16 protein-coding genes are annotated in these 19,769 nt (G+C 64.9%); 2 read left to right on the top strand and 14 right to left on the bottom strand.

From position 1 onward, the window contains the following. Window positions 1-32: 32 nt before the first annotated feature. From OUY36_RS15375 to OUY36_RS15315, 13 genes are all read right to left on the bottom strand, one after another. Window positions 33-905 (bottom strand): ABC transporter ATP-binding protein, encoded by an 873-nt coding sequence (locus tag OUY36_RS15375; protein ID WP_267934925.1) that lies wholly within the window; start codon window positions 903-905, stop codon window positions 33-35. After that, a complete protein-coding gene (locus OUY36_RS15370; RefSeq protein ID WP_267934923.1) occupies window positions 902-1,807 on the bottom strand; it encodes an ABC transporter permease in 906 nt (301 codons plus the stop codon). Before OUY36_RS15370 ends, OUY36_RS15375 begins: the two co-directional genes overlap by 4 nt. A 51-nt stretch (window positions 1,808-1,858) precedes the next feature. After that, window positions 1,859-3,229 carry an ABC transporter substrate-binding protein gene (locus tag OUY36_RS15365; RefSeq protein ID WP_043221377.1) on the bottom strand — a complete coding sequence of 457 codons (1,371 nt, stop codon included), beginning with the start codon at window positions 3,227-3,229 and terminating at the stop codon, window positions 1,859-1,861. Between the two features lie 497 nt (window positions 3,230-3,726). Next, window positions 3,727-4,995 carry a carbohydrate porin gene (locus OUY36_RS15360; protein ID WP_267934920.1) on the bottom strand — a complete coding sequence of 423 codons (1,269 nt, stop codon included), beginning with the start codon at window positions 4,993-4,995 and terminating at the stop codon, window positions 3,727-3,729. 163 nt (window positions 4,996-5,158) lie between these two features. Further along, window positions 5,159-7,204: a PQQ-dependent dehydrogenase, methanol/ethanol family gene (locus OUY36_RS15355; protein ID WP_267934918.1), complete on the bottom strand. Its 2,046-nt coding sequence runs from the start codon at window positions 7,202-7,204 to the stop codon at window positions 5,159-5,161. A 317-nt stretch (window positions 7,205-7,521) separates the two neighbouring features. After that, on the bottom strand, window positions 7,522-8,289 hold the full coding sequence (locus OUY36_RS15350) for a lipoate--protein ligase family protein (RefSeq protein WP_267934916.1): 768 nt from the start codon (window positions 8,287-8,289) through the stop codon (window positions 7,522-7,524). After that, entirely contained in the window at window positions 8,286-8,987 is a 702-nt protein-coding gene (locus OUY36_RS15345) for a 2-oxo acid dehydrogenase subunit E2 (protein ID WP_267934914.1), read from the bottom strand. Before OUY36_RS15345 ends, OUY36_RS15350 begins: the two co-directional genes overlap by 4 nt. Window positions 8,988-8,989: 2 nt before the next feature. Then, the gene (locus OUY36_RS15340; protein ID WP_023444395.1) at window positions 8,990-9,223 is read right to left on the bottom strand and encodes a lipoyl domain-containing protein; all 234 of its coding nucleotides are present in this window, start codon (window positions 9,221-9,223) and stop codon (window positions 8,990-8,992) included. A 5-nt stretch (window positions 9,224-9,228) separates the two neighbouring features. Next, the gene (locus OUY36_RS15335) at window positions 9,229-10,251 is read right to left on the bottom strand and encodes an alpha-ketoacid dehydrogenase subunit beta (protein ID WP_253748576.1); all 1,023 of its coding nucleotides are present in this window, start codon (window positions 10,249-10,251) and stop codon (window positions 9,229-9,231) included. 13 nt (window positions 10,252-10,264) lie between these two features. Beyond that, entirely contained in the window at window positions 10,265-11,335 is a 1,071-nt protein-coding gene (locus OUY36_RS15330) for a 2,3-butanediol dehydrogenase (RefSeq protein ID WP_267938190.1), read from the bottom strand. 49 nt (window positions 11,336-11,384) lie between these two features. Further along, window positions 11,385-12,374, bottom strand: coding sequence for a thiamine pyrophosphate-dependent dehydrogenase E1 component subunit alpha (locus OUY36_RS15325; protein ID WP_267934911.1), 990 nt, complete (start codon window positions 12,372-12,374; stop codon window positions 11,385-11,387). A gap of 23 nt (window positions 12,375-12,397) precedes the next feature. Beyond that, on the bottom strand, window positions 12,398-13,975 hold the full coding sequence (locus OUY36_RS15320) for a GMC family oxidoreductase (RefSeq protein ID WP_110776325.1): 1,578 nt from the start codon (window positions 13,973-13,975) through the stop codon (window positions 12,398-12,400). Between the two features lie 54 nt (window positions 13,976-14,029). After that, the gene (locus OUY36_RS15315) at window positions 14,030-14,533 is read right to left on the bottom strand and encodes a gluconate 2-dehydrogenase subunit 3 family protein (RefSeq protein WP_133456530.1); all 504 of its coding nucleotides are present in this window, start codon (window positions 14,531-14,533) and stop codon (window positions 14,030-14,032) included. 399 nt (window positions 14,534-14,932) lie between these two features. On the opposite strand from OUY36_RS15315, the gene OUY36_RS15310 reads away from it, so the two are divergent. Further along, complete coding sequence (locus tag OUY36_RS15310) at window positions 14,933-16,864, top strand: sigma-54-dependent Fis family transcriptional regulator (protein WP_267934909.1); 1,932 nt, start codon at window positions 14,933-14,935, stop codon at window positions 16,862-16,864. Window positions 16,865-16,870: 6 nt separating this feature from the next. Here the strand turns inward: OUY36_RS15310 and OUY36_RS15305 are convergent, their stop codons facing one another. Next, entirely contained in the window at window positions 16,871-18,388 is a 1,518-nt protein-coding gene (locus OUY36_RS15305; RefSeq protein WP_267934908.1) for a phosphate ABC transporter substrate-binding protein, read from the bottom strand. Window positions 18,389-18,637: 249 nt separating this feature from the next. Between OUY36_RS15305 and OUY36_RS15300 the strand changes: the two genes are divergently transcribed. Further along, window positions 18,638-19,648, top strand: coding sequence for a zinc-dependent alcohol dehydrogenase family protein (locus OUY36_RS15300; protein ID WP_230725460.1), 1,011 nt, complete (start codon window positions 18,638-18,640; stop codon window positions 19,646-19,648). Window positions 19,649-19,769: the final 121 nt, after the last annotated feature.

The raw sequence follows: 19,769 nt of genomic DNA, 5'->3' as shown, positions 1-19,769 counted from the left end.
GTGGGCGCAGGAAAAGGACGGATATGCATGGCTCAGCCTCCGTTCTGCTGCTGAAAGGCGCGCAGGGTTTCCTGGCGGATCAGGTCCAGGCACTGGCGCTTGTAGTCGATGAAGGCAGGGTCGGTGAGCAGGCTCTGCTCGCGCGGTCGCGGCAGCTCGACGCGGATGTCGGCGATGATCCGCCCGGGGCTGGCGCTCATCACCACGATGCGGTCGGAGAGGAACACCGCCTCGTCGATGTCGTGGGTGACGAACACCACGGTGTTCTTGAACTCGCGCCAGATCTCCAGCAGGTTCTCCTGCATCATGATCCGGGTCTGCGCGTCCAGTGCGCCGAACGGCTCGTCCATCAGCAGCACGCTGGGGTAGTTGGCCAGCGCGCGGGCGATGCCGACGCGCTGCTGCATGCCGCCGGACAGGGTGCCGGGGTAGGCGTCCTCGAAGGCGGCGAGCCCCACCAGCGAAAGGAAGGTGCGCGCCACGCCGGTGGCCTCGTTCCGCGAGGCGCCGGCCATCAGCGGGCCGAAGGCGACGTTCTCGCGCACCGTCTTCCAGGGGAACAGCGAGTGCTGCTGGAACACCATGCCTCGGTCCGGGCCGGGTCCGGCGATGGGCTGACCGTCGACGGTCAGCTCGCCGCGGGTGGGTTTGACGAAGCCGGCGATGGCGTTCATCAGGGTCGACTTGCCGCAACCCGAGGGGCCGAGCAGGCAGACGAACTCGCCGGGGCGAATCTCCAGGCTGGCCTGTTGCACCGCGGCGCGCTTGCCGCCGGCGTGGTCGAATTCGATGGACAGCGCACGCACGCTGACATGGCCGCGCCCGTCGCCCTTGGCCGCGGCCTTGGCGCGCAGCCGGCTGTGGTCGAGCACGGCGAGGCGGTTGTCGGAGACGATCGCATTCATGACCGGCCCCCCTGCTGCTGCCAGCGCAGCAGCGGCACGCAGGCCTTGCGCACGAGCAGCGTGCAGAGCGTGCCGAGGCCGCCGATGGTGAGCATGCCGATGATGATTTCCGGGTACTTGACCAAGGTGTAGCTGGTCCAGGTGAAGTAGCCGATGCCGTACTGGCCGCTGATGATTTCGCCGGCCAGCAGCGAGAACCAGGCTACGCCCATGCCGATCGCCAGGCCGGCGACGATGCTTGGCATCGCACCGGGAATCACCACGTGCCAGAGGATCGCCCGGTCGCTGGCGCCCAGGCTGCGGGCGGCACGCACCAGGACGTCCGGCGTCTGCTCCACGCCGTGCACGGTGTTCAGCACGATGGGGAAGAAGGCGCCGAGAAAGGTGATGAAGACGATGCTCGACTGCTCGGTTGGCAGCATCAGGATCGCCAACGGAATCCAGGCCACCGCCGGAATCGGCCGGAACAGCTCGATGTAGGGCAGCAGGATGTCTTCGGCCCAGCGCGAACGGCCGATCAGCACGCCGCAAAGGACGCCGAGCACCACGGCGTAGGCATAGGCCAGCGCGATGCGTTCCAGGCTGTGGACGATGTGCAGGTAGAACTCGCTGCTGCCCAGCTGCTGGATCAGCGTCTGGCCCACCAGCAGCGGTGCCGGCACGTTCTCGAAATTGATGAACAGGTTGAAGCCCGTCGCGGTCGCCAGGTGCCAGATCAGCAAGGCTGCCAGCAGCGCCAGCGCTCGCACCAGGTAACGCCCGGCCATCGGCGGCAGGCGACGCGGCGCGGAAGGGGTGGCAGCCGGCGCTGCCTGGGGAGCCGGCGCAGCGGTGAGCAGCGGCCGGTCGGCTTCTGGCGTTGCCGGTTCGCTATCGAACAGGGGGGTCGGTTTGACGCTCATGCGGTCACTCCTCGGCTTGAGGCGGGCCCGTGGCACGGGCCGCGCAGGGGCTCAGTCCAGCATCGCCACGGGTGCATCGGTCAGCAGGGCGCTGCCGCCGTGCTGGGCGATGTGCTGCTCCGAGTCGCTTTTCTTCATGAAGGCCAGCACCTCGCCGCTGGCGTCCTTGACCAGGTAGGCCGCCTTGCCGAACAGCTTCAGGCCGGTGAGGTTGTCGTAGACGTAGGTGGCGTTGATGGCGTTGCCGGACGCCTCGGCGTTGGCTTCGGCAGCGAGCATGGCGGCGGTGCTGTCGTAGGCGACGATGCCCTGGTCCTGGAACCAGATCTCCGCCGGTTTGCGTCCTGGCGCGCGGGCGACCGGGCTAACCACGCTGGCGACCGCGGCGGCGTAGTCCAGGCCCATGTCGGAGTAGGCTTTCTTCAGGTAGCTGTCGTCGATCCAGGCGGCGAAATCCAGATCGGGGATCTGCATTTCCTGCTGCAGCAGGGCGTGGTCGTATTTCATCGCCTCGACCCACTGCGGCTTGATGCTCGCCTCCATGGTCGAAATGCCGCCCTGGCTGAAATACAGATACAGCACTTCCTTCTCCACGCCGGTCCACTCGGCGACCTTTTCCGCGGCGCGCCGTGGGTCGTCGCTGATCCATTGCTGCGCGGCCAGGGTGGCCTTGAGCACGCCCTCGACCACCTCGGGGTACTGCTTGGCGAAGTCGTCGCGCACCACGATGCCGTGGAAGGTGGGGATGCCGGCCTCGCTGCCGTCGTAGATCTTCCGCGCGGTGCCGCGGAACTCCATGATCTCTGACCAGGGGCAGAAGTCGGCATGCGCGTCGATCTTGCCGGCGGCAATGTTCGCCGCGCCCACCGGTGGGCTCTGGTTGACCAGCGTCACCTTGTCGGACAGCCCTGCGTCGCGCAGCACCTTCAGGGTCATGCCCCAGGCCGCACTGCCGACCGGCGTGGACAGGCTCTTGCCTGCGAGGTCGGCAAGCGACTGCACGGGTGAGTCCTTGGGCACCACGATGCCGTTGCCGGTGCCCTTGAGGTTGTAGCCGGTCACGGCAATGAAGCGCGTCTGCTGCTTGCCGGTGGCCTGGAACTTGGCGCCATTGACGATCAGCGGGTAGTCGCCCATGACACCGAAGTCGAGCTTGCCGGCGAGCATCTGGTTGGTGATCGGCGGGCCGGAATCGTAGTCGCGAAACTCGATCCGGTAGTCGGCGTCCGCATACTTGCCGGTTCGCGGCAGGTGCTTGTTCAGCAGGTCGAGCTTCTCCAGCACGATGCCGCCGGAAACGGTGTTGGTGACCATGCTCTGATGGCCAATTCCGATGCGGATGGTTTCCGCTGCCAGCGGGCCGCTGAACAGCAGTACCGATCCGAGTAACGAGGTCGCAAGCAGGCTATTCCGGTTGTCCATTTGTCTTCACCTTGGCGGTTGAGCAACTTGTACTAACAGGGCATGACGCCTGCTTTTGAAGGTGCACCGGCTGTGCCAGAACGCCGCGGATCGGAACTATGTTGCTGTTTGGGAACGGATTTCGGCCTGCGGCTGACCACTTGATCAGGCGGCTTCCCAGCCCTTCGGCGCCCGTCGATGGTGCGCACCGGGTCACGCCGTCCCAACGCGGCGCAGTCGGTGATGCCGCGGTTAGAACAAGTGGAACAAGTCAGTGAAAGGAGGCGACCCGCCCGCCGGTTTCAAATTGCCTGCGGTTAATCCCTACGCCAGCTGGTCTTGCTGCAGAGGATCGGGACCATCGATCGGTACGACCATATTCATGCGGCAGCACGCTGATTTGGCACACCCACGGGGGGTACGCAAAGGTGAAGATTGAGGAGCTGTGGAGAGTAAGGCTTGAGCGAAGGGCAGGCGGCGACCGGCTTTGCGCGCGGTCGCCGCGCTTCATGCGCCGGTCAGAAGCTGATCACCGTCTTCAGCCCGAACACCACCACGTCTTCCGCTTCGTCGAAACCGCCCGGCCGGTGGAAGTATTGGACGTTTGGCGTCAGCGAAACCGCAGGTGTCAGCGCCACGCGGTAATAGAGCTCGGCGGGGTATTCCACGTCCGGCACCGGCTCGCCCTGTTCGCGCAGGCGCTTGCGGGCGTCGTCGTTGATTTCCAGGCGGCCGAGGCCCAGGCCGAGTTCGTCATTTGGGCGCGAGGCGAACGGCGCGGAGAGGCTGCCGCCAACCTGCCAGATGCGCTCGATGTAGGTCACGTCCGGGTCGGACTGGATGAAGTTGGCAAACAGCTTCAACCGTCGCGCCGGCAGCGCCGTGCTCTGCCAGACCTGCTGCTCGGCCATCAGGTAGCCGCCCGTGGCGTGGTCGTGCTCGGCGGCCGCGGCACCGGAAAGCGACATGGGCCGGCCGGCACCGTCGCGGTAGAGGTCTTCGAAGTCACCGGTGTTGCGCCACAGGCCGAGCCGATAGGCGCCGGGTTGCCCGCCCAGAGTCGGCGTCCAGCCGAGTTCGGCGACCGCGTGGTAGCCGGTGGTGCCCGACGGGCTGCCGAAGTTCAGGCCCTGCTCACGCTCGGTGAAGCGCGGGTTGACCTGGTAGAGCGCCGTCTGCAACGACCATTCTTCGTTCAACTGGTAGCGCGCGGTAGCGCCCCATTGGCTGATCGGCCAGGTGTACCAGTTGGGCGTGACGTAGCCGGGCACCGTGCCGCAGAAGCCGAGGTTCTGGAACGGGCAGGCGAAGGGGTAGATGTCCCCGCTCATGGGCAGCCGGCCGAGCTTGACCAGCAGGCGGTCGTCGAGCAGCGCCTGCTGGTAATAGAACTGCACCAGCCGGGTGGTGCTGCCATAGCCGTAGATTTCCTGCGGCTGCAGCAGTACGCCGAGGTCGGCTTCGGCGTTGAGGTTCTCGCCGTTGCGGTTGACTACCGTGAAATGAAAGCCGGCGCCGGACCAGCCCAGCAGCTTGTCCAGGTCCAGCACGGCGTCGAACATCAGTTGGTCAGAATAGGTGCCGGTGTGGTCATCGCCGCCCTGCGTGTTCCAGGCCAGCTCGTTGACGTAGGTGATCTGCAGGTCGACGCCGGCCTCATGCAGGCGGGTGCGGCTGCCGTTCCAGTCGCCGAACAGGAACTGATCGGGTGAATACTCGGCCGCTTGGGCAGAAGTGAACAGGCAGGCGGCGAGGAGGCCGCTGCCGAAGCGCAGGCTTATTGTCATTGTTCTGATCCTTTGGGATGTAACGGTGCGCGTGCAGCGAATACCGTTAGCCGCAATGCCTGTGGGCATTCACGGTATTCGCGTGCGTTTCCGCTATTGGTAACGCCTGGCTACTCAGGCGTTACCGGTTCACCTGTTTGGTTGGTGATCGAAAGTTGCCGGCCTAATGTCCGCCACCAGACTTCACACCGTCGTGTGCTTGCCGGCGAACGAAGTGACGGATGCTTTCCAGCTCGGCATCGGTCAGATCCGGGAACTTGGGCATGCCATTGGCAAGTAACGCGCCGCCGCGCACGACACTCTCGAACGCCTTCTCACTGCCTGTGAGCAATATCGGCGACTCCCGTAGATCGGGTGCCTTCATACCGGCAACCGCTCCGGCGCCATGACAGCCGACACAGAGGTTTTCCGCAAAAACGCCCGCGCCTGCCTCCGCTTTCTTGGTGTCGACCTCGAACTTCTCATCGATGATGGGCTTGGCAAGTTGCGGCGCAGGCTGTTTTGGAACGACCGCTTTTCCATCGAGCGAGAACGTCATGATGCGGCGCTCATGCGCACCATATTTCCAGCCATGACTTTCAAAACCGAGTTCACCGGAGCCGCCGAAGTTGGAGGCCAGTGCGCCACCCGGGCCCACCAGCAGGGAAACCATCTGCTTGCCATCCAACTTGTAAGTGATCGGTGGTGCGGAGATACCGAGGCCCACGTCATATGACCAAAGTTCGTCGCCGGTGCGGGCATCGTAGGCTTTGAACAGGCCGTCAGGCTGGCCCTGGAAAACCAGGTTGCCGGCCGTGGTCAGGGTGCCGCCACCCCATGGGCTCTTCTGGTTGACTTGCCACACACGCTCATTCTTGATCGGGTCCCAGGCCTGCAAGGAACCGCGAGTTTCATGGGGGTCTTTGGTCAGCTCCCAACCGGTCAGTCCCAGGTAGAGCTTGTGGCTTGCCATCTTGTGGTCAGACTTCGTGTTCTTGCCGTCATCCTTGAAGGTATTGCCCAGATGGTTGGTTGGGATAAAGGCAAGATTCAACTCGGGGTTATAAGACATCGCGTGCCATGAGTGAGCCCCGAATGCCGATGGATAGATATTCTTCTCGCCATCGGGATACCGGGCGTCGTCGGCAACGATATGGCGCTGCTCTTTCAGGTCATATCGGGTTGACCAGTTGGCGTCTGCGAACTTTTCAGCGGACAGTACCTTGCCGTTCGAACGGTCGATCGTATAGAAGAAGCCGTTCTTCGGCGCATGCAATACGGCGTCAACATCCTTGCCATCGATTTTCAGATCGGCCAGCACGATGTCCATGTTCGAGTTGTAGTCCCAGGTGTCGCCGGGTGCAGTCTGGACGTGCCATTTGTATTCGCCGGTATCCGCATCTACCGCCACGACCGAACACAGGAACAGGTTGTCGCCACCCTCCGGGCTACGCACCTTGATGTTCCACGGTCCGCCGTTGCCTGTACCGAAGATGAGCTGGTTGTACTTGGCGTCGTATGTCCAGCCGTGCCAGGCATTGCCGCCGCCGCCGTTTTCCCACCACCGGCCACTCCAAGTCTTGGCCGCCATTTCTTGAGCGGCGTCCTCGAACCCATCAGCAGGGTTGCCGGGCACGATATAGAAGCGCCAGATCTGTTTGCCGGTTTCGGCATCGTAAGCAGTTACATAGCCGCGCATCGGGCCAAGTTCTGTTCCGCCGTTACCGACAAATACCTTGCCATCAAAGGCCTTGGGATGGCCGGTGATATTCAGCGGCTGATCATGATCAAAGGTGCGGGTTTGCCAGACTTCCTTGCCGTCTTTTCTGTTGATCGCAATAAGACGGCCATCCCAGGTGGCGATGAACAACTTGTCACCATAGGTTGAAAGTCCGCGGCTATGTTTCCAGAAGACCTTCTTCATATTGTTGTCGAGAATTTCTTTGGAAACCTGTGGGTCATATTCCCAGAGCATCTTGCCGGTGCGAGCATCGAACGCACGCGTTCTGTTCATTTCGCCCACGTAATACATGACGCCATCGACGACCAAGGGCGTCCCGACCATATCGGATCGGTCCGGAAGAGGGGCGTACCATTCGGGCTTCAGCTGGCTGACATTTTCTACATTGATATCTTTCAGGGGGCTGAACCGCTGTTCGGAGTGTGTGCGTCCATAAGCCAGCCAGTCAGCAGTGTTTGATTCATCAGACAGTTCTTTGTCGGTAATCATCCTGTCTGATGCATACAATGGCGCAGTTGCAAAAAGCGAAGCCGCCATTAACACAGGTACCCTTAGAGTTGGTCGTCTTGATTTCATTTTTATTATTACCTTGTTTAGGGTTGTTCAGCGCTTCCGGCATGCGTCAAGCGAGCATCTACCGGTAATGTTTTTAAAACGTGTTTACTCCCTGACGTTCGGCGCTGTTCGGCCGAAGGGCTGGATACCGCGCTGGTCGCGCAGACGGACTTTGGGCGGGGCGGTGGTGGGGTAGCTCATGGTGTTGCCTCCGATGCATGGCCAGGCCGGATGGCTGACCGTTTTGTTGTTCAAAGCAAGGGGGAGGGCGGACCGGCCACCGCGCTTGCGGTCGGGCACGGCAAAGGGCGGGCGCCGAGCTGCAGACCTTGCCAGGCCAGAACGCGCTGATAACGGTCGGCCAATGACTCGGCCTCGCTCCAGGCGGCCGGCAGTCGCTCGCTGAGAGCCAGATGGCTGTCGGCCTGGCAGCGGAGGTCGTTGGCGCAGGCGTGATAGAAGCGGTTGACGACATCGGCCATGGGCTCGCGCCAGTCCTCCATCAGCACAGCCGCATGAGCGAGCACGGCTGGGCGGCCGTCGCAGCTGCGCCGCCAGCGTTGCGCGGTGCCGGCCAGCTTGCGGCCCTCCAGCGTCAGGTTGAAGCGGCCGTCGCAAAAGGCGCCTGGAACCGCGCCGACTCCTGCCCGCAGACCATGTTCGGCGAGCCACAGCGCCAGGGGATCGAGCAGTCGCTCGTAGGCGACGACGATGCGCTTGCCGGTCTCCTCGCTGACCGGCATGGTGCAGGCCAGTGCGATGTTGAGCACCGCCGATGATTGCGGCACCGGCTCGCCGCCGGTGTCGCGCAGCAGGATCGGCCAGCCCTGCGCCGCGCAGCGTTGGCTGGCCAGGGCGAAACCAGGGCGGCGTTCGAAGCTGCCGGGCATCACCAGCGCCTGGCCGGTGGGGCGCCAGAGCAGCAGCTGGCAGTCGAACAGTCCTTCACAGACGCGCTGCAACAAGGCCCGCTCGGCATTCAGGCCGGCGCCCACGCTGAACCGAGCAATGCCGTTCATGCCGCGTACCCCTCGATGCGCCGGCAGAGATCATCGAGAAATTCAGCCGCGGGTGAGCCGTTGACGGCTCGGTGGTCGAACGTCAGCGACAGGCCCATCCACTCGACTTCCACCAGTTCGCCGCTCGGCCCGAGTTCCAGCCGCCGCTGGATACCACCGACCCCGAGGATGGCTACCTGCGGCGGATTGAGGATCGGCGTGAAGTGGTGCACCCGCGACAGTCCCAGGTTGGAGACGGTAAAGGTGGCGCCGGTCAGCTCCTTGACCGACAGCTTTCCGGTCTGGGCCTTGTCGACCAGCGCCTTGCGCGCCTGGGACAGGCTTTCGCCGTCCAGTTGTTCGGCATTGAACAGCGCCGGGGCGACCAGCAGATCGCCCGGCAGTGGAATGGCGAGGCCCAGATGCACCGCCGCGTGCTGGTGGATCACCTCTTCTTCCAGCGTGGCATTAAGGCTGGGGTGGGCCTTGAGCGTCTCGATCACCTTGAGCAGCAACAGGTCCTGCACGGACACCGCGCTGCCCTCGGCCTTCAGCTCGGCGCGGCGGGTTTTCAGCGCATCCAGCCGACATTCGCTGTGGTGGGTCAGCTGCGCGGTGGTCTGCAGGCTTTCGTGCATCTTCGCCGCGATCATCTTGCGCATGCCCTTGAGCGGCACCCGTTCGGGGGCGCGCTCGGGCAGGATTTCCAGTCGAGTCATGGCTATTCCACCTGGCCGATGACCGCACCCTTGGCGATCACCGCGTCTTCTTCCTCGATGATCTTCAGCACGCCGGCAGCCGGCGCCTCGATCTCGAACTGGGCCTTTTCCGACATGACCTCGGCGACCAGGTCACCGGCGGCCACTTCGGCGCCGTCGCTGACCAGCCAGGAGGTGATCACCGCTTCGGCGTCGCCTTCCCAGAGGTCGTCTGCAATCACGATGGGGGTACTCATAAACGTCATTCCTTATGCATGGCGTGATAGGCGGCCACGATCTTGTCCGCGTTGGGCAGGGCCCATTGCTCCATGACCGGGGTGAAGGGGATGGGGATGTCGGGGAAGGCCACCCGTTGCGGGCGTGCCTTGAGCATGCCGATGTCGTGCTCGACGACGCTGGCGATGATTTCGCCGCTGACGCCGAAGCTGTGGTAGTCCTCGTCGATCACGATCAGCCGGCCGGTTTTCTTCACCGAAGCGATGACGTGCTCGCGGTCCAGCGGCACCAGGCTGCGCAGGTCGATGACCTCGGCGCTGACGCCGTCCTTCTCAAGCGTCGCGGCGGCGCGCAGGGCGTGGTGCACACCGGCGCCGAGGCTGACCAGGCTGACGTCGCGGCCCTCGCGCACGGTCTTGGCCTTGCCGATCTCGACGATGTAGGGCTCGTCCGGTACCGGCACGGTGGCGCCTTTCTCGGTGCCCAGCCAGCCCATGCCCTGCAGCGCCTTGTGGAAGAGGTAGACGACCGGGTTGTCATCGCGAATCGCCGCGGTCATCAGGCCCTTGGCGTCGTAGGCATTGCTCGGCACCACCACCTTCATGCCCGGCAGGTGGGCGAAGGTGCCGTAGAGGCACTGCGAATGCTGGCCGGCGTCGGAGTAGCCGGCGCCAGTGGAGGCCATCAGCACCATGGGCACCGGCACCTTGCCGCCGGAGAAGTAGGTGTTCTTGGCCATCAGGTTGTAGATGGCGTCCATGCAGACGCCGAAGAAGTCGACGAACATCAGCTCGACGATCGGCCGCATGCCGTCCGAGGCGGCACCCACGGCGGCGCCGATGAAGGCGGTCTCTGAGATCGGCGTGTCGCGGATGCGCTCCTTGCCGAACTCTTCATAAAGGCCACGGGTGTTGCCGAACACGCCGCCGAGCTGGCCGATGTCCTCTCCCATCACGAACACTTTCGGGTCAAGGCGCATCTCCTGCGCCACGGCTTCAGCCATGGCGCGGGCGACGGTGAGTTTTCTTTCCTTTACTGCTGTGGTCATGGCGGTCTCCTGCTCAGCCGGCCAGCGCGCTGGGGCTGACGATGATCTTGACGTTGCGGTCCTTGTGGTTGGCCAGCTCCTCGAAGCCCTGCTCGAGAATGCTGTCCAGGCCGATGCGCCCGGTGATCAGTGGGGTGACGTCCATGCGGCCGTCGCTGATCAGGGCGATGACATCGGCGAATTCGCCGGCGTAGGCGAGCGAGCCGATCACCTGTTTCTCGGTGGCGACGATCTCGAAGAAGTTGAATTCCGAGGGCTCCTCGAAAATGCCCACCATCACGCAGCGCCCGGCCTTGCGGATCACGTCGATGGCGAGCTTGGCGGTGGCCTTGTGACCGATGCACTCGAAGGAGACGCCGGCGCCGTAGCCGCCGGTGAGCGCCTTGATCTCGGCGATGGCGTCGCACTCGCTGGGGTCGATGACCCGCGTTGCGCCGACTTCCAGGGCCTTGGCCTTGCGTGCGGCGGACATTTCCAGGGCGATGACCTGGCCGGCGCCGGCGGCCTTGGCGCACATGATGGTGCACAGGCCGATGGTGCCGGCGCCGACCACCACCACCGTCTCGCCGAGCAGGCTGCCGGCCTTTTTTACCGCGTGCATGCCGACCGCCAGGGGTTCGATCAGCGCGCCGGCCTCCAGCGGAAAGCCTTCGGGCAGGCGGTAGAGCAGCTCGGCGGGCACGTTGACCAGTTCGGCGAACGCACCGTTGTTCATCAGCCCGGTGAAGGCCAGCTGTTCGCACAGGTTGTACTGGCCGGTCTTGCAGAAACGGCACTGGCCGCAATGCTGGCAGGCGTCGGCGGCGACTTTGTCGCCCGGCGCATAGCCCTCGACGCCTTCTCCGGTGGCGACGATCTCGCCGCAGAACTCGTGGCCGAGGATGCACTGGCCTTTGATGCCGGTGAGCGGGTGGGGCGCGTCCACAGGGATGAACACCGGGCCGGCGAGGTATTCGTGCAGGTCGGAACCGCAGATGCCGCACCAGTGCACGCGGATCTGCACCCAGCCCGGTTGCGGCGCGCCGGGCAGCGGCACCTGTTCCAGGCGGATGTCCTTGCGACCGTGCCAGACGGCGGCGGCCATGGTGGCTTGGCTGTTCATGGGGTGTTCCTCGTGTTGTTGTCGGGCGGGCTCACACGAACACGTGCTCGAGCGCCTCTTCCGGGCGCGGGTAGGGGCTTTCGCGGGCGAACTCGATCGCTTCGTCGATGCGGCCGCGGGCGCGCGCGGCGATGTCCTCGGCCTGCGCCTCGGTCATCACGCCCTCGTCGATCAGGCGCTGGCGGTAGCCGGGAATCGGGTCCTTTTTCATCAGGCCGTCCTTCTCGCCCTCGGGGCGGTAGGTTTCGCCATCGCCCATGAAGTGGCCGGCCAGGCGGTAGGTCTCGATCTCGATGAGGGTCGGGCCGCCACCGGCGCGGGCGCGCTCGATGGCTTCACCGGCCGCGCGGAACACGCCGTCCGGGTCGTTGTTCTCGACGAACACACCGGGCATGCCGTAGGCCGCGGCGCGCACGTGGTGCTGCTTGATGCAGGTGGCGCTGGCCTTGGCCACCGAGATGCCCCAGGCGTTGTCCTCGATGACGAACACCACCGGCAGCTTCCACAGCGCGGCGAGGTTCAGCGTTTCGTGGAAGGCGCCCTGGTTGGCCGCGCCCTCGCCGATAAAGGACACCGCCACGCCGGGCTTGCCCTGCATCTGCCGCGACAATGCGGCGCCGACGGCCGGGCCCATGCCTTCGGCGATGATCCCCGAGCAGGAGAAATTCACGCGGCCATCGAACAGGTGCATGTGCCCGCCGCGGCCGCCGGAAAGCCCGGTGGCCTTGCCGAAGATCTCGGCCATCATCTCGTTGAGGTCGACGCCCTTGGCCACGGCGATGTGGTGCGGGCGGTGGGTGGCGGTGACGATGTCCTCGGCGTTCAGGTGGGCACAGACGCCCACCGCGCAGGGCTCCTGGCCGTTGGAGAGGTGCATCTCGCCGGGAATCGGCCCCTTGGCCATGTTGAACACCGGCGTCTTGCCTTCCATGTAGATGCGCTCGATGGATTCCTCCATGTAGCGGCCGGTCAGCATCTGTTCGTACATCCACAGGCGCTGCGAGTTGTTGGGCTGGGTCATGGTCGACTCCCTTGTAGTGGTGGTCAGATCGCGCGTTCGTTGAGCAGCCGGCCGATCTGCTCGGCCTGGCGCAGGGCCAGCGCGACGATGGTGAGGGTGGGGTTCTGGCCGCCGCTGGTGGTGAACTGGCTGCCATCGGAAACGAACAGGTTGGGGATGTCGTGGCTCTGCCCCCACTTGTTCACCACGCCGTCACGGGCCTTGGCGCTCATGCGATTGGTGCCCATGTTGTGGCTGGCCGGGTAGGGCGGCAGCTCGATCACGTCGGTGGCGCCAGCGGCCTCGTAACACTTGGCGGTGGCGGCGACGCCGTGCTTGCGCATGGCGGCATCCATCGGGTGATCGCTCTTGGTCACCACCGGAATCGGCAGGCCGTACTGGTCCTTTTCGGTGGCGTGCAGGGTGATGCGGTTGCTTTCCAGCGGCAGGTCTTCGCCGCACAGCCAGACGCCGGACATGTGGTTGTACTTTTCCATCCGCGAGGCGAACTGGCGGCCCCAGCCCTTGGGCGTCGGGTCGAGGAAGGCGGAGAGGAACGGCAGGCCGAGGGCGAGGATCTCCAGGCGGTAGCCGCCGACGAAGCCGCGTGAGGGGTCGTTGTAGGACTCGTCGGAGATCACCCCGGCGCAGGTGGTGCCGCGGTGCATGTTCACCGGCTTGGGCATCACGGCGAAGATGCCCGCAGTGGTGTGGGTCATGTAGTTCCTGCCGACCTGGCCGGAGGAATTGGCCAGGCCGTCGGGGAACATCGAGGAAGCGGAGTTGAGCAGCAGGCGCGGCGACTCGATGGAGTTGCCGGCCACGCACACCACCCGGGCCTTCTGCCGCTGGATGTTGCCCTGGGCGTCGGCGTAGACCACGCCGTTCACCTTGCCCTTGGCGTCGTGTTCGATGCGCAGCACCATGGACTGCGGGCGCACCTCGCAGTAGCCGCTGGCTTCGGCGCGCGGGATGTCGGTGTAGAGGGTCGACCACTTCGCGCCCATCTTGCAGCCCTGCATGCAGAAGCCGATCTGCTGGCAGGCGGCGCGGTCGTCGTAGGGCTCGGTGTTGATCGCCATCGGCCCGGAGAGAATCTCCTTGTAGCCGACCCGCTTGGCGCCGGTGGCCAGCACCTTGAAGGAGTTGTGCCAGGGGTGGTACGCCATGCCGGTGCTTGGCCCGGTCACGCCCATGTGCTTTTCGGCCTTCTCGTACCAGGGCGCCATCTCTTCCAGGGTCACCGGCCAGTCCAGCAGGTTGGCGCCGGCGATGTCGCCGTTGATGCTCTGCATCTTGAATTCGAAATCACGGAAGCGCAGGGCGATGCCGGCCCAGTGCACCGTGCTGCCGCCGACGCCCTTGACGATCCAGGCCGGGAGGTTGGGGTTGTTCTCGGCCAGGTGCCAGTCGCCGGCGGCGATGCGCTTGTCGAGCCAGGAGATCTTCTTGAACATCGCCCACTCGTCGTTCTCGATGTCCTCCAGCGTGTGCCGCTTGCCCGCCTCGAGCACCACGCTGCGAATCTTCTGTTTGGCCAGCGCGTTGGCCAGCGTGCCGCCGCCAGCGCCGGAGCCGATGATCACCACGACGCCATCGTCGTCCTGGGCAAAAGTTGCCATGGGGTATCCCTCTCTTGTTCTTGTTGTGCAGTCGGTGCCGCGAGGCGCGCTGGCTCAGAGCCAGTTGAGATCGTCGAAGCCACGATTGACGTAGCCGCCGTATTCCCACGACGAGCCCTCGTAGCCGAACAGCGGGAACAGCGCCTTGTTGTCGTACAGGCCGAACATCAGGCTGCTGCGTACCGCCTTGAAGAACGGGGTGTTCTCGATGTCGCTGAGCAGCGCCACGCGTTCGGCTTCGTCCAGCTGCTCGAAGCGCTTGCCGTGGGCCTTGCGTGCCTGTCGCTGCAGCTCGTCGAGCCCGCCGCCGATCAGCGCCGGCTCCTGTTCCGCCAGGTCGAGCAGGGGCTGTACGTAGTGGCGATCGCTGATGAAATCGTGGGGGAAGATGTCGCGGCCCATGCGCAGCAGGCCATCAGGCAGTTCCGCCTGCCGCTCCTCGGCGAGCAGGTTCACCGGGATCAACTGGCTCAGGCTCAACGCCAGCAGCGACTGGCTGGACAGGGAAATAAAACGTCGACGGTTTAGCGTGCCGTGCGGACGAGCTGAATCGTGCATGACAGTAGCTCCTGATTATTACCAACAGCACTGAGGGGAGCAGGCGGTTGGCGATCTTGTTATGCGAAGAGTTTGTTCCGCACAGGGAGATCAGCAGGGGTCATGCCAACTTTTATGAATAGTGGTTTATTTAGATATATGTCTGAAATTAAAGGAGTTATCTTGTTTTAGGTGGATGCTCGTAACACTGGTGTAACGCAAGTTGCGCTTTACACCTGTAAAGCGTTGTAAAGCGCTTTACAACGTGCGGCTAATATTAAATCGCTCAACCAGGCATGCTCCCAAAGTTCAGGCTGGTCGTGGCGGTTCAATGGGTTATCCTTCCTTACACTTCATAACAATAAAGCGTTTCGCTGAGGTGCCCGTTGCCATCCGCTGCGAGCGCTTCGAGGAGGATGCATGAACCTGTTCTCCGGGCCCGTGAGCCATATCGACGCGGTGCTGACCCTGGCTAATGCGCCGCATCTTCCTGGTGACCGCGACCCGATCATCGCCCGCTCCTGGCGCCGCTGCGTGCACGACTACGGTCTGGATCCGACGCGCCCGTCCGAGGCGCGCTTCGTGCCGCGGCAGGTGCTGCGCGAGCACCAGGACCAGGCAGACGAGCTGATCAACGTGGCCCGTGCGGGCGTGGAGCAGCTCTACCGGCAGGTAGCCGAGCTGGGCTACGTGATTCTGCTAACCGACAACCGCGGCATCGCCGTGCAGTTTCTCGGCGATCCGGCGGACGAGAAGGCGCATCGCAAGACCGGTCTGTATCTGGGCTCGGACTGGGGCGAGGACCACGCCGGCACCTGCGCGGTCGGCACCTGCATCAAGGAGCAGCAGGCGCTGACCTGCCACCAGCATGATCACTTCAGCGTCTGGCATACCAACCTCACCTGCACGGCGGTGCCGATGTTCAACCCCCAGGGGCAACTGCTGGCGGTGCTGGACATCTCGGCGCTGCATTCGCCGCCGTCCAAGGATTCGCAGACCTTCGCCCTGCAGCTGGTCAAGCAGTACGCACGGATGATCGAGGACGCCTACTTCCTGCGCCTGTATCGCGACCGGCCGATCCTCTGTTTCGACGGCTCGCGGGAGTTCGTGCTGATCAACCGTCGCTACCTGCTGGCGCTGGGCGATCAGGGCGAGCTGCTGGCTGGCAACACGGCTGCGCGCGGACTGCTGGCCGAACATGGGCTGGCACTGTCCGGCCCGTTCGGTACCTCGAACCAGGTGCATGTCGATCAGCTGTTCGACTGCGAACTGGCGGACGTGCTGAGCATTCCCTACGCCAGCCACGATCAGGTCCGCGCGTTTCGCACCCATCGTCATCAGCTGTTTTTCGCGGCGCTGATGGAGCCGCGCCGTAGTGTGCCGGTAGCGGCGGAGCGCAGCTCGCCGGCTGGGCATTCGCCACTGGATGCGCTGGCCGACGATGACCCGGCCATGCGCAAGATGCTCGCCCGCGCGCACCGGCTGTGCAGCGAGCCGCTGAACGTTTTGCTCAATGGCGAGACCGGTACCGGCAAGGAACGCCTGGCCAAGGCGCTGCATGAAAGCGGGAGCCGACGCAGCAAGCCGTTCGTGGCGATCAACTGCGGCGCGATGCCCGAATCGCTGATCGAGAGCGAGCTGTTCGGCTACGCCCCAGGTACCTTCACTGGCGCGCGCAGCAAGGGCATGCGCGGCCTGATCCAGCAGGCCGACGGCGGCACCTTGTTCCTCGACGAGATCGGTGACATGCCGCTGCACCTGCAGACCCGCCTGCTGCGCGTGCTGGCCGAGCAGGAAGTGACGCCACTGGGCGCCGAGCGGCCGGTGAAGGTGGATATCCGCGTGATTGCGGCCAGCCACCGCGACCTGCGGCAGATGGTGGAGAGCGGGGCGTTTCGCGAGGACCTGTTCTACCGCCTCAATGGCGCGTCGCTGAAGTTGCCGCCGTTACGTGAGCGGGCGGACAAGGCTTTCCTGATCGACCGCGTTTTTGTCGAGTTGGCCGAGGGACGACCGGGCCACCCGCACCTGCGTGGTGATGCGATAAGCGCGCTGCTGGCCTATCCCTGGCCGGGCAACATTCGCGAGCTGCGCAACGTGCTGCAGTACGCGCTGGCAACGTGCGAGGGGGACGAGATCACCGTGCAGGATCTGCCGGATGAATGCCTGCCGCGCATTCTTGCCCGCGGTCGGCAAGCCGAGGCGGAGCCGGAACCCGAGTCGGCCGCGGCCCTGCGCGAGACGCTGCGCCGCCATCGCTGGAACATCAGTGCCGCGGCGCGCGAACTCGGCGTATCGCGGCCGACGATGTATCGGCGCATGCGCCTGCTGGGGATCGAGGCGCCGATCTGACGTGCGTCAGCCTTCCTCGCGCTCGGTGCCCGGTTGGCCCGCGACCTCGATATCGAAGGCGATGCTCCAGTTGTGCAGCGGGTAGGGCTGGTGCACCAGGGCCTTGATGTTGGCTTCGGCAGGCATCAGGTCGGGCAGGTATTCGTAGGTGGCGTCGGCGCGCATCGGGTCGCTGTCGCGCAGCTGGCCGGCGCCGCCGACCTCATGGCCCGCATAGCTGATGCGTGGCTGACCGCTGAGATCGCGACCGGCGCGCAGGCGCACGATGGTATCGGCGACGATCTCGACGGCTTCGATGGGCACTTCGCCCCTGTCGTCACGCAGCACGAACCCCTTGTTCTTCACATCGCGGGCCTGATGGCCGAGGTACGGCTGGTCGAACGCCAGCGGCGGGTGCGGCACGTGGTAATCGATCAGCACGCCGCGGCCGTCCAGCGTGGCCTGACGCGGCGCGAGCGGGGTCCAACCCTTACGCTCGATGACAACGCGGTGGTAGACCTTGCCGAGCATCTGGCCGAACCAGCGATAGCCGTTCGCCGAGAGGTGCACGCCCTTGTCGGTGTAGGGGTAGACCGGTCCGACCAGGTACCAGCCGGGCTCCTCCTGAGCCAGTTCCCATTGCGCCATGCCCACCGCGAGCGAACCGTCCTTGACCGAGGATTTGGCGTCGGTCTGGTAGCTGAAGAAGGCTGGCATCTTTTCCTGGCCGGCGATGGCCTTGGCTGTGTCGGCATAGAGGTCGTCGCGCAGCTGGCGCAGCTTGGTCTTGTAGTAGTCCTTGTCGTTCTTGCCGCCATTGGTATGGGAATAGTCGTACTCGCCCTGCAGCCAGAAGAACGCGCTGATGCTGTAGCTGGCCTGTTGCGCGTCGGCCAGCGCCTTGGCCTGATCGACGGCCTGGGTCACGCGCAGGTATTCGTTGGTGCCGCCGCTTTTCGAGAGCTGGCCAATGGAGCGACCCGAGGTCGAGGCATTGCTGGCGACGAACAGGTGATCCGGATCGGTGTCGCGGCCGAGGTGATGCAGGTAGAGTCGACGTGCCATGTTCAGCGCGCCGACTTCCACCGATTCGCCTTCTTCCTGCGCCTGCGGCGCGAGCTTGCTGACCTTCTCCGCATCGAGCACCACGGCCGCGTTGCTCTTCTGCTGCACCACGGCGCGCAACGGCGTGAAGGCCGCTTCGCCCACCGGCTTGAACGCCGCGCCGCTGAACGCCGCCGAGCGTGGCGACTGGCCGAGCATGAGGTTGTCGTAGCGCGGTGCCACCGAGAGCGCCGGCCAGCCTTCGGCCGCGGAGGCGAGCGACTGACCGTAGGTGATGATGTGGTTGTACTTGCTCTGCAGCGGCTGGGTCAGCTCGTTGGGCTTGGCCATGAGTTCGGCGGTCAGGCGCTTGTTCTCGGCGTCGCGTGCGGCCAGCTGCGCCTCTGTTTCCGCTGCCAGGCCGGGCGTGGCCAGGGCGAGCAGAAGGGCGGCAGCGGTAGTGGTGTGCAGGGTCGTTGGTCGATGAGGGCGATGGGGCATGAGGGTTGTTCCGGATGCACTGGGCAGTTGCGTGCGGCCGCCGGCAGGCGAGCCGTGGACTATTGGCGAACGCGCTTTCGACGATGTCGATCGAGGTAAGTTCGCGGCCGCCATGTCGATGGCGGATTGGCTATGCTGTCGCGCATTCGAGCGGGCGCGCGTGCGGCGACTCAGCAGGCTTCGCGGAGCGAACGGATGCCGCTGCCGGCCGTTCCCTTCAGGTCATCCCGTTAGCAGAGGAGAATTCCAATGAGCCACAAAGCCATATTCGTGCAGCCCGGGGGCGGCTATGACCGGGTCATCGTCGGCACCGGCGAGGCCGCCCGGCCCGAGGCCGGCGAGATCACCGTGCGCCTGCGTGCCAACTCGCTGAACTACCACGATTTCGCGGTGGTCAGCGGCATGTGGGGCCCTAGCGAGCCGCGCATTCCCATGGCCGATGGCGCCGGTGAGGTCGTGGCGGTGGGTTCCGGCGTGACTGAATTCGCCGTTGGCGACGCAGTGGTCAGCACCTTCTTCCCCGACTGGCTGGCCGGCGAGCCGCTGGTGGAAGGCTTCGCCACGGTGCCGGGCGACGGTGTCGATGGCTATGCCCGCGAAATGGTCACCGCCCGCGCCACTTCGTTCACCCATGCGCCCAAGGGCTACAGCCATGCCGAGGCGTCGACCCTGACCACCGCCGGCCTCACCGCCTGGCGTGCGCTGATGGCCGACGGCAAGCTCAAGCCCGGCGACAGCGTGCTGGTCCAGGGTACCGGCGGCGTGTCGATCTTCGCCCTGCAGTTCGCCAAGATGGCCGGCGCCACGGTCATCGCCACCTCGTCCAGCGATGCCAAGCTCGAGCGCCTGCGCGAGATGGGGGCCGATCACCTGATCAACTACCGAACGACCCCCGCCTGGGGCGAGACGGTGCGTCAGCTCACCGATGGTCGCGGCGTCGACCACGTGATCGAAGTCGGTGGGCCGGCGACGCTGGAGCAGTCGATGGTGGCGGCGCGCATCGGTGGGCATGTCTCGGTGATCGGCATTCTCACCGGGGTTGCCGGCGAGCTGCCGCTGGTACCGGCGCTGGTGCGTCAGTTGCGCTTGCAGGGCGTGCTGGTGGGCAGCCGCGCGCAGCAGCAGGAGATGATCCGTGCCATCGATGCCAACGGTATTCGTCCGGTGATCGACAAGCGGTTCGCGCTGGACGAGATCGTCGAGGCGTTCCGTTACCAGGAAAGCAACCAACACTTCGGCAAGATCTGCCTGGAGATCTGACGCCGCTGCCGTGCGGCGGCAGGCGCCTGCAGGCCGCGGAGGCGAGCGGGCGGCATGGGCCTATCGTGGAGCTCGATGCGCCGCAGCGTCCGGCGGCGCATCGACGTTCGGGCTTCTACGC

It is taken from the genome of Stutzerimonas sp. R40042 (assembly GCF_026642215.1).
GTDB lineage: Bacteria > Pseudomonadota > Gammaproteobacteria > Pseudomonadales > Pseudomonadaceae > Stutzerimonas > Stutzerimonas frequens.
Note: the sequence above shows the minus strand (reverse complement) of the source record. Positions and strands in the feature narration are given on the sequence as shown.

Bases quoted from the DNA above. Each gene is read 5' to 3' on its own strand.
- OUY36_RS15310 (WP_267934909.1), top strand. From the start codon at position 14,933: ATGAACCTGTTCTCCGGGCCCGTGAGCCATATCGACGCGGTGCTGACC.
- OUY36_RS15325 (WP_267934911.1), bottom strand. From the start codon at position 12,374: ATGACCCAGCCCAACAACTCGCAGCGCCTGTGGATGTACGAACAGATG.
- OUY36_RS15350 (WP_267934916.1), bottom strand. From the start codon at position 8,289: ATGAACGGCATTGCTCGGTTCAGCGTGGGCGCCGGCCTGAATGCCGAG.
- OUY36_RS15365 (WP_043221377.1), bottom strand. From the start codon at position 3,229: ATGGACAACCGGAATAGCCTGCTTGCGACCTCGTTACTCGGATCGGTA.
- OUY36_RS15360 (WP_267934920.1), bottom strand. From the start codon at position 4,995: ATGACAATAAGCCTGCGCTTCGGCAGCGGCCTCCTCGCCGCCTGCCTG.
- OUY36_RS15305 (WP_267934908.1), bottom strand. From the start codon at position 18,388: ATGCCCCATCGCCCTCATCGACCAACGACCCTGCACACCACTACCGCT.
- OUY36_RS15345 (WP_267934914.1), bottom strand. From the start codon at position 8,987: ATGACTCGACTGGAAATCCTGCCCGAGCGCGCCCCCGAACGGGTGCCG.
- OUY36_RS15375 (WP_267934925.1), bottom strand. From the start codon at position 905: ATGAATGCGATCGTCTCCGACAACCGCCTCGCCGTGCTCGACCACAGC.
- OUY36_RS15330 (WP_267938190.1), bottom strand. From the start codon at position 11,335: ATGGCCGCCGCCGTCTGGCACGGTCGCAAGGACATCCGCCTGGAACAG.
- OUY36_RS15370 (WP_267934923.1), bottom strand. From the start codon at position 1,807: ATGAGCGTCAAACCGACCCCCCTGTTCGATAGCGAACCGGCAACGCCA.
- OUY36_RS15335 (WP_253748576.1), bottom strand. From the start codon at position 10,251: ATGACCACAGCAGTAAAGGAAAGAAAACTCACCGTCGCCCGCGCCATG.
- OUY36_RS15315 (WP_133456530.1), bottom strand. From the start codon at position 14,533: ATGCACGATTCAGCTCGTCCGCACGGCACGCTAAACCGTCGACGTTTT.
- OUY36_RS15320 (WP_110776325.1), bottom strand. From the start codon at position 13,975: ATGGCAACTTTTGCCCAGGACGACGATGGCGTCGTGGTGATCATCGGC.
- OUY36_RS15340 (WP_023444395.1), bottom strand. From the start codon at position 9,223: ATGAGTACCCCCATCGTGATTGCAGACGACCTCTGGGAAGGCGACGCC.
- OUY36_RS15300 (WP_230725460.1), top strand. From the start codon at position 18,638: ATGAGCCACAAAGCCATATTCGTGCAGCCCGGGGGCGGCTATGACCGG.
- OUY36_RS15355 (WP_267934918.1), bottom strand. From the start codon at position 7,204: ATGATTACCGACAAAGAACTGTCTGATGAATCAAACACTGCTGACTGG.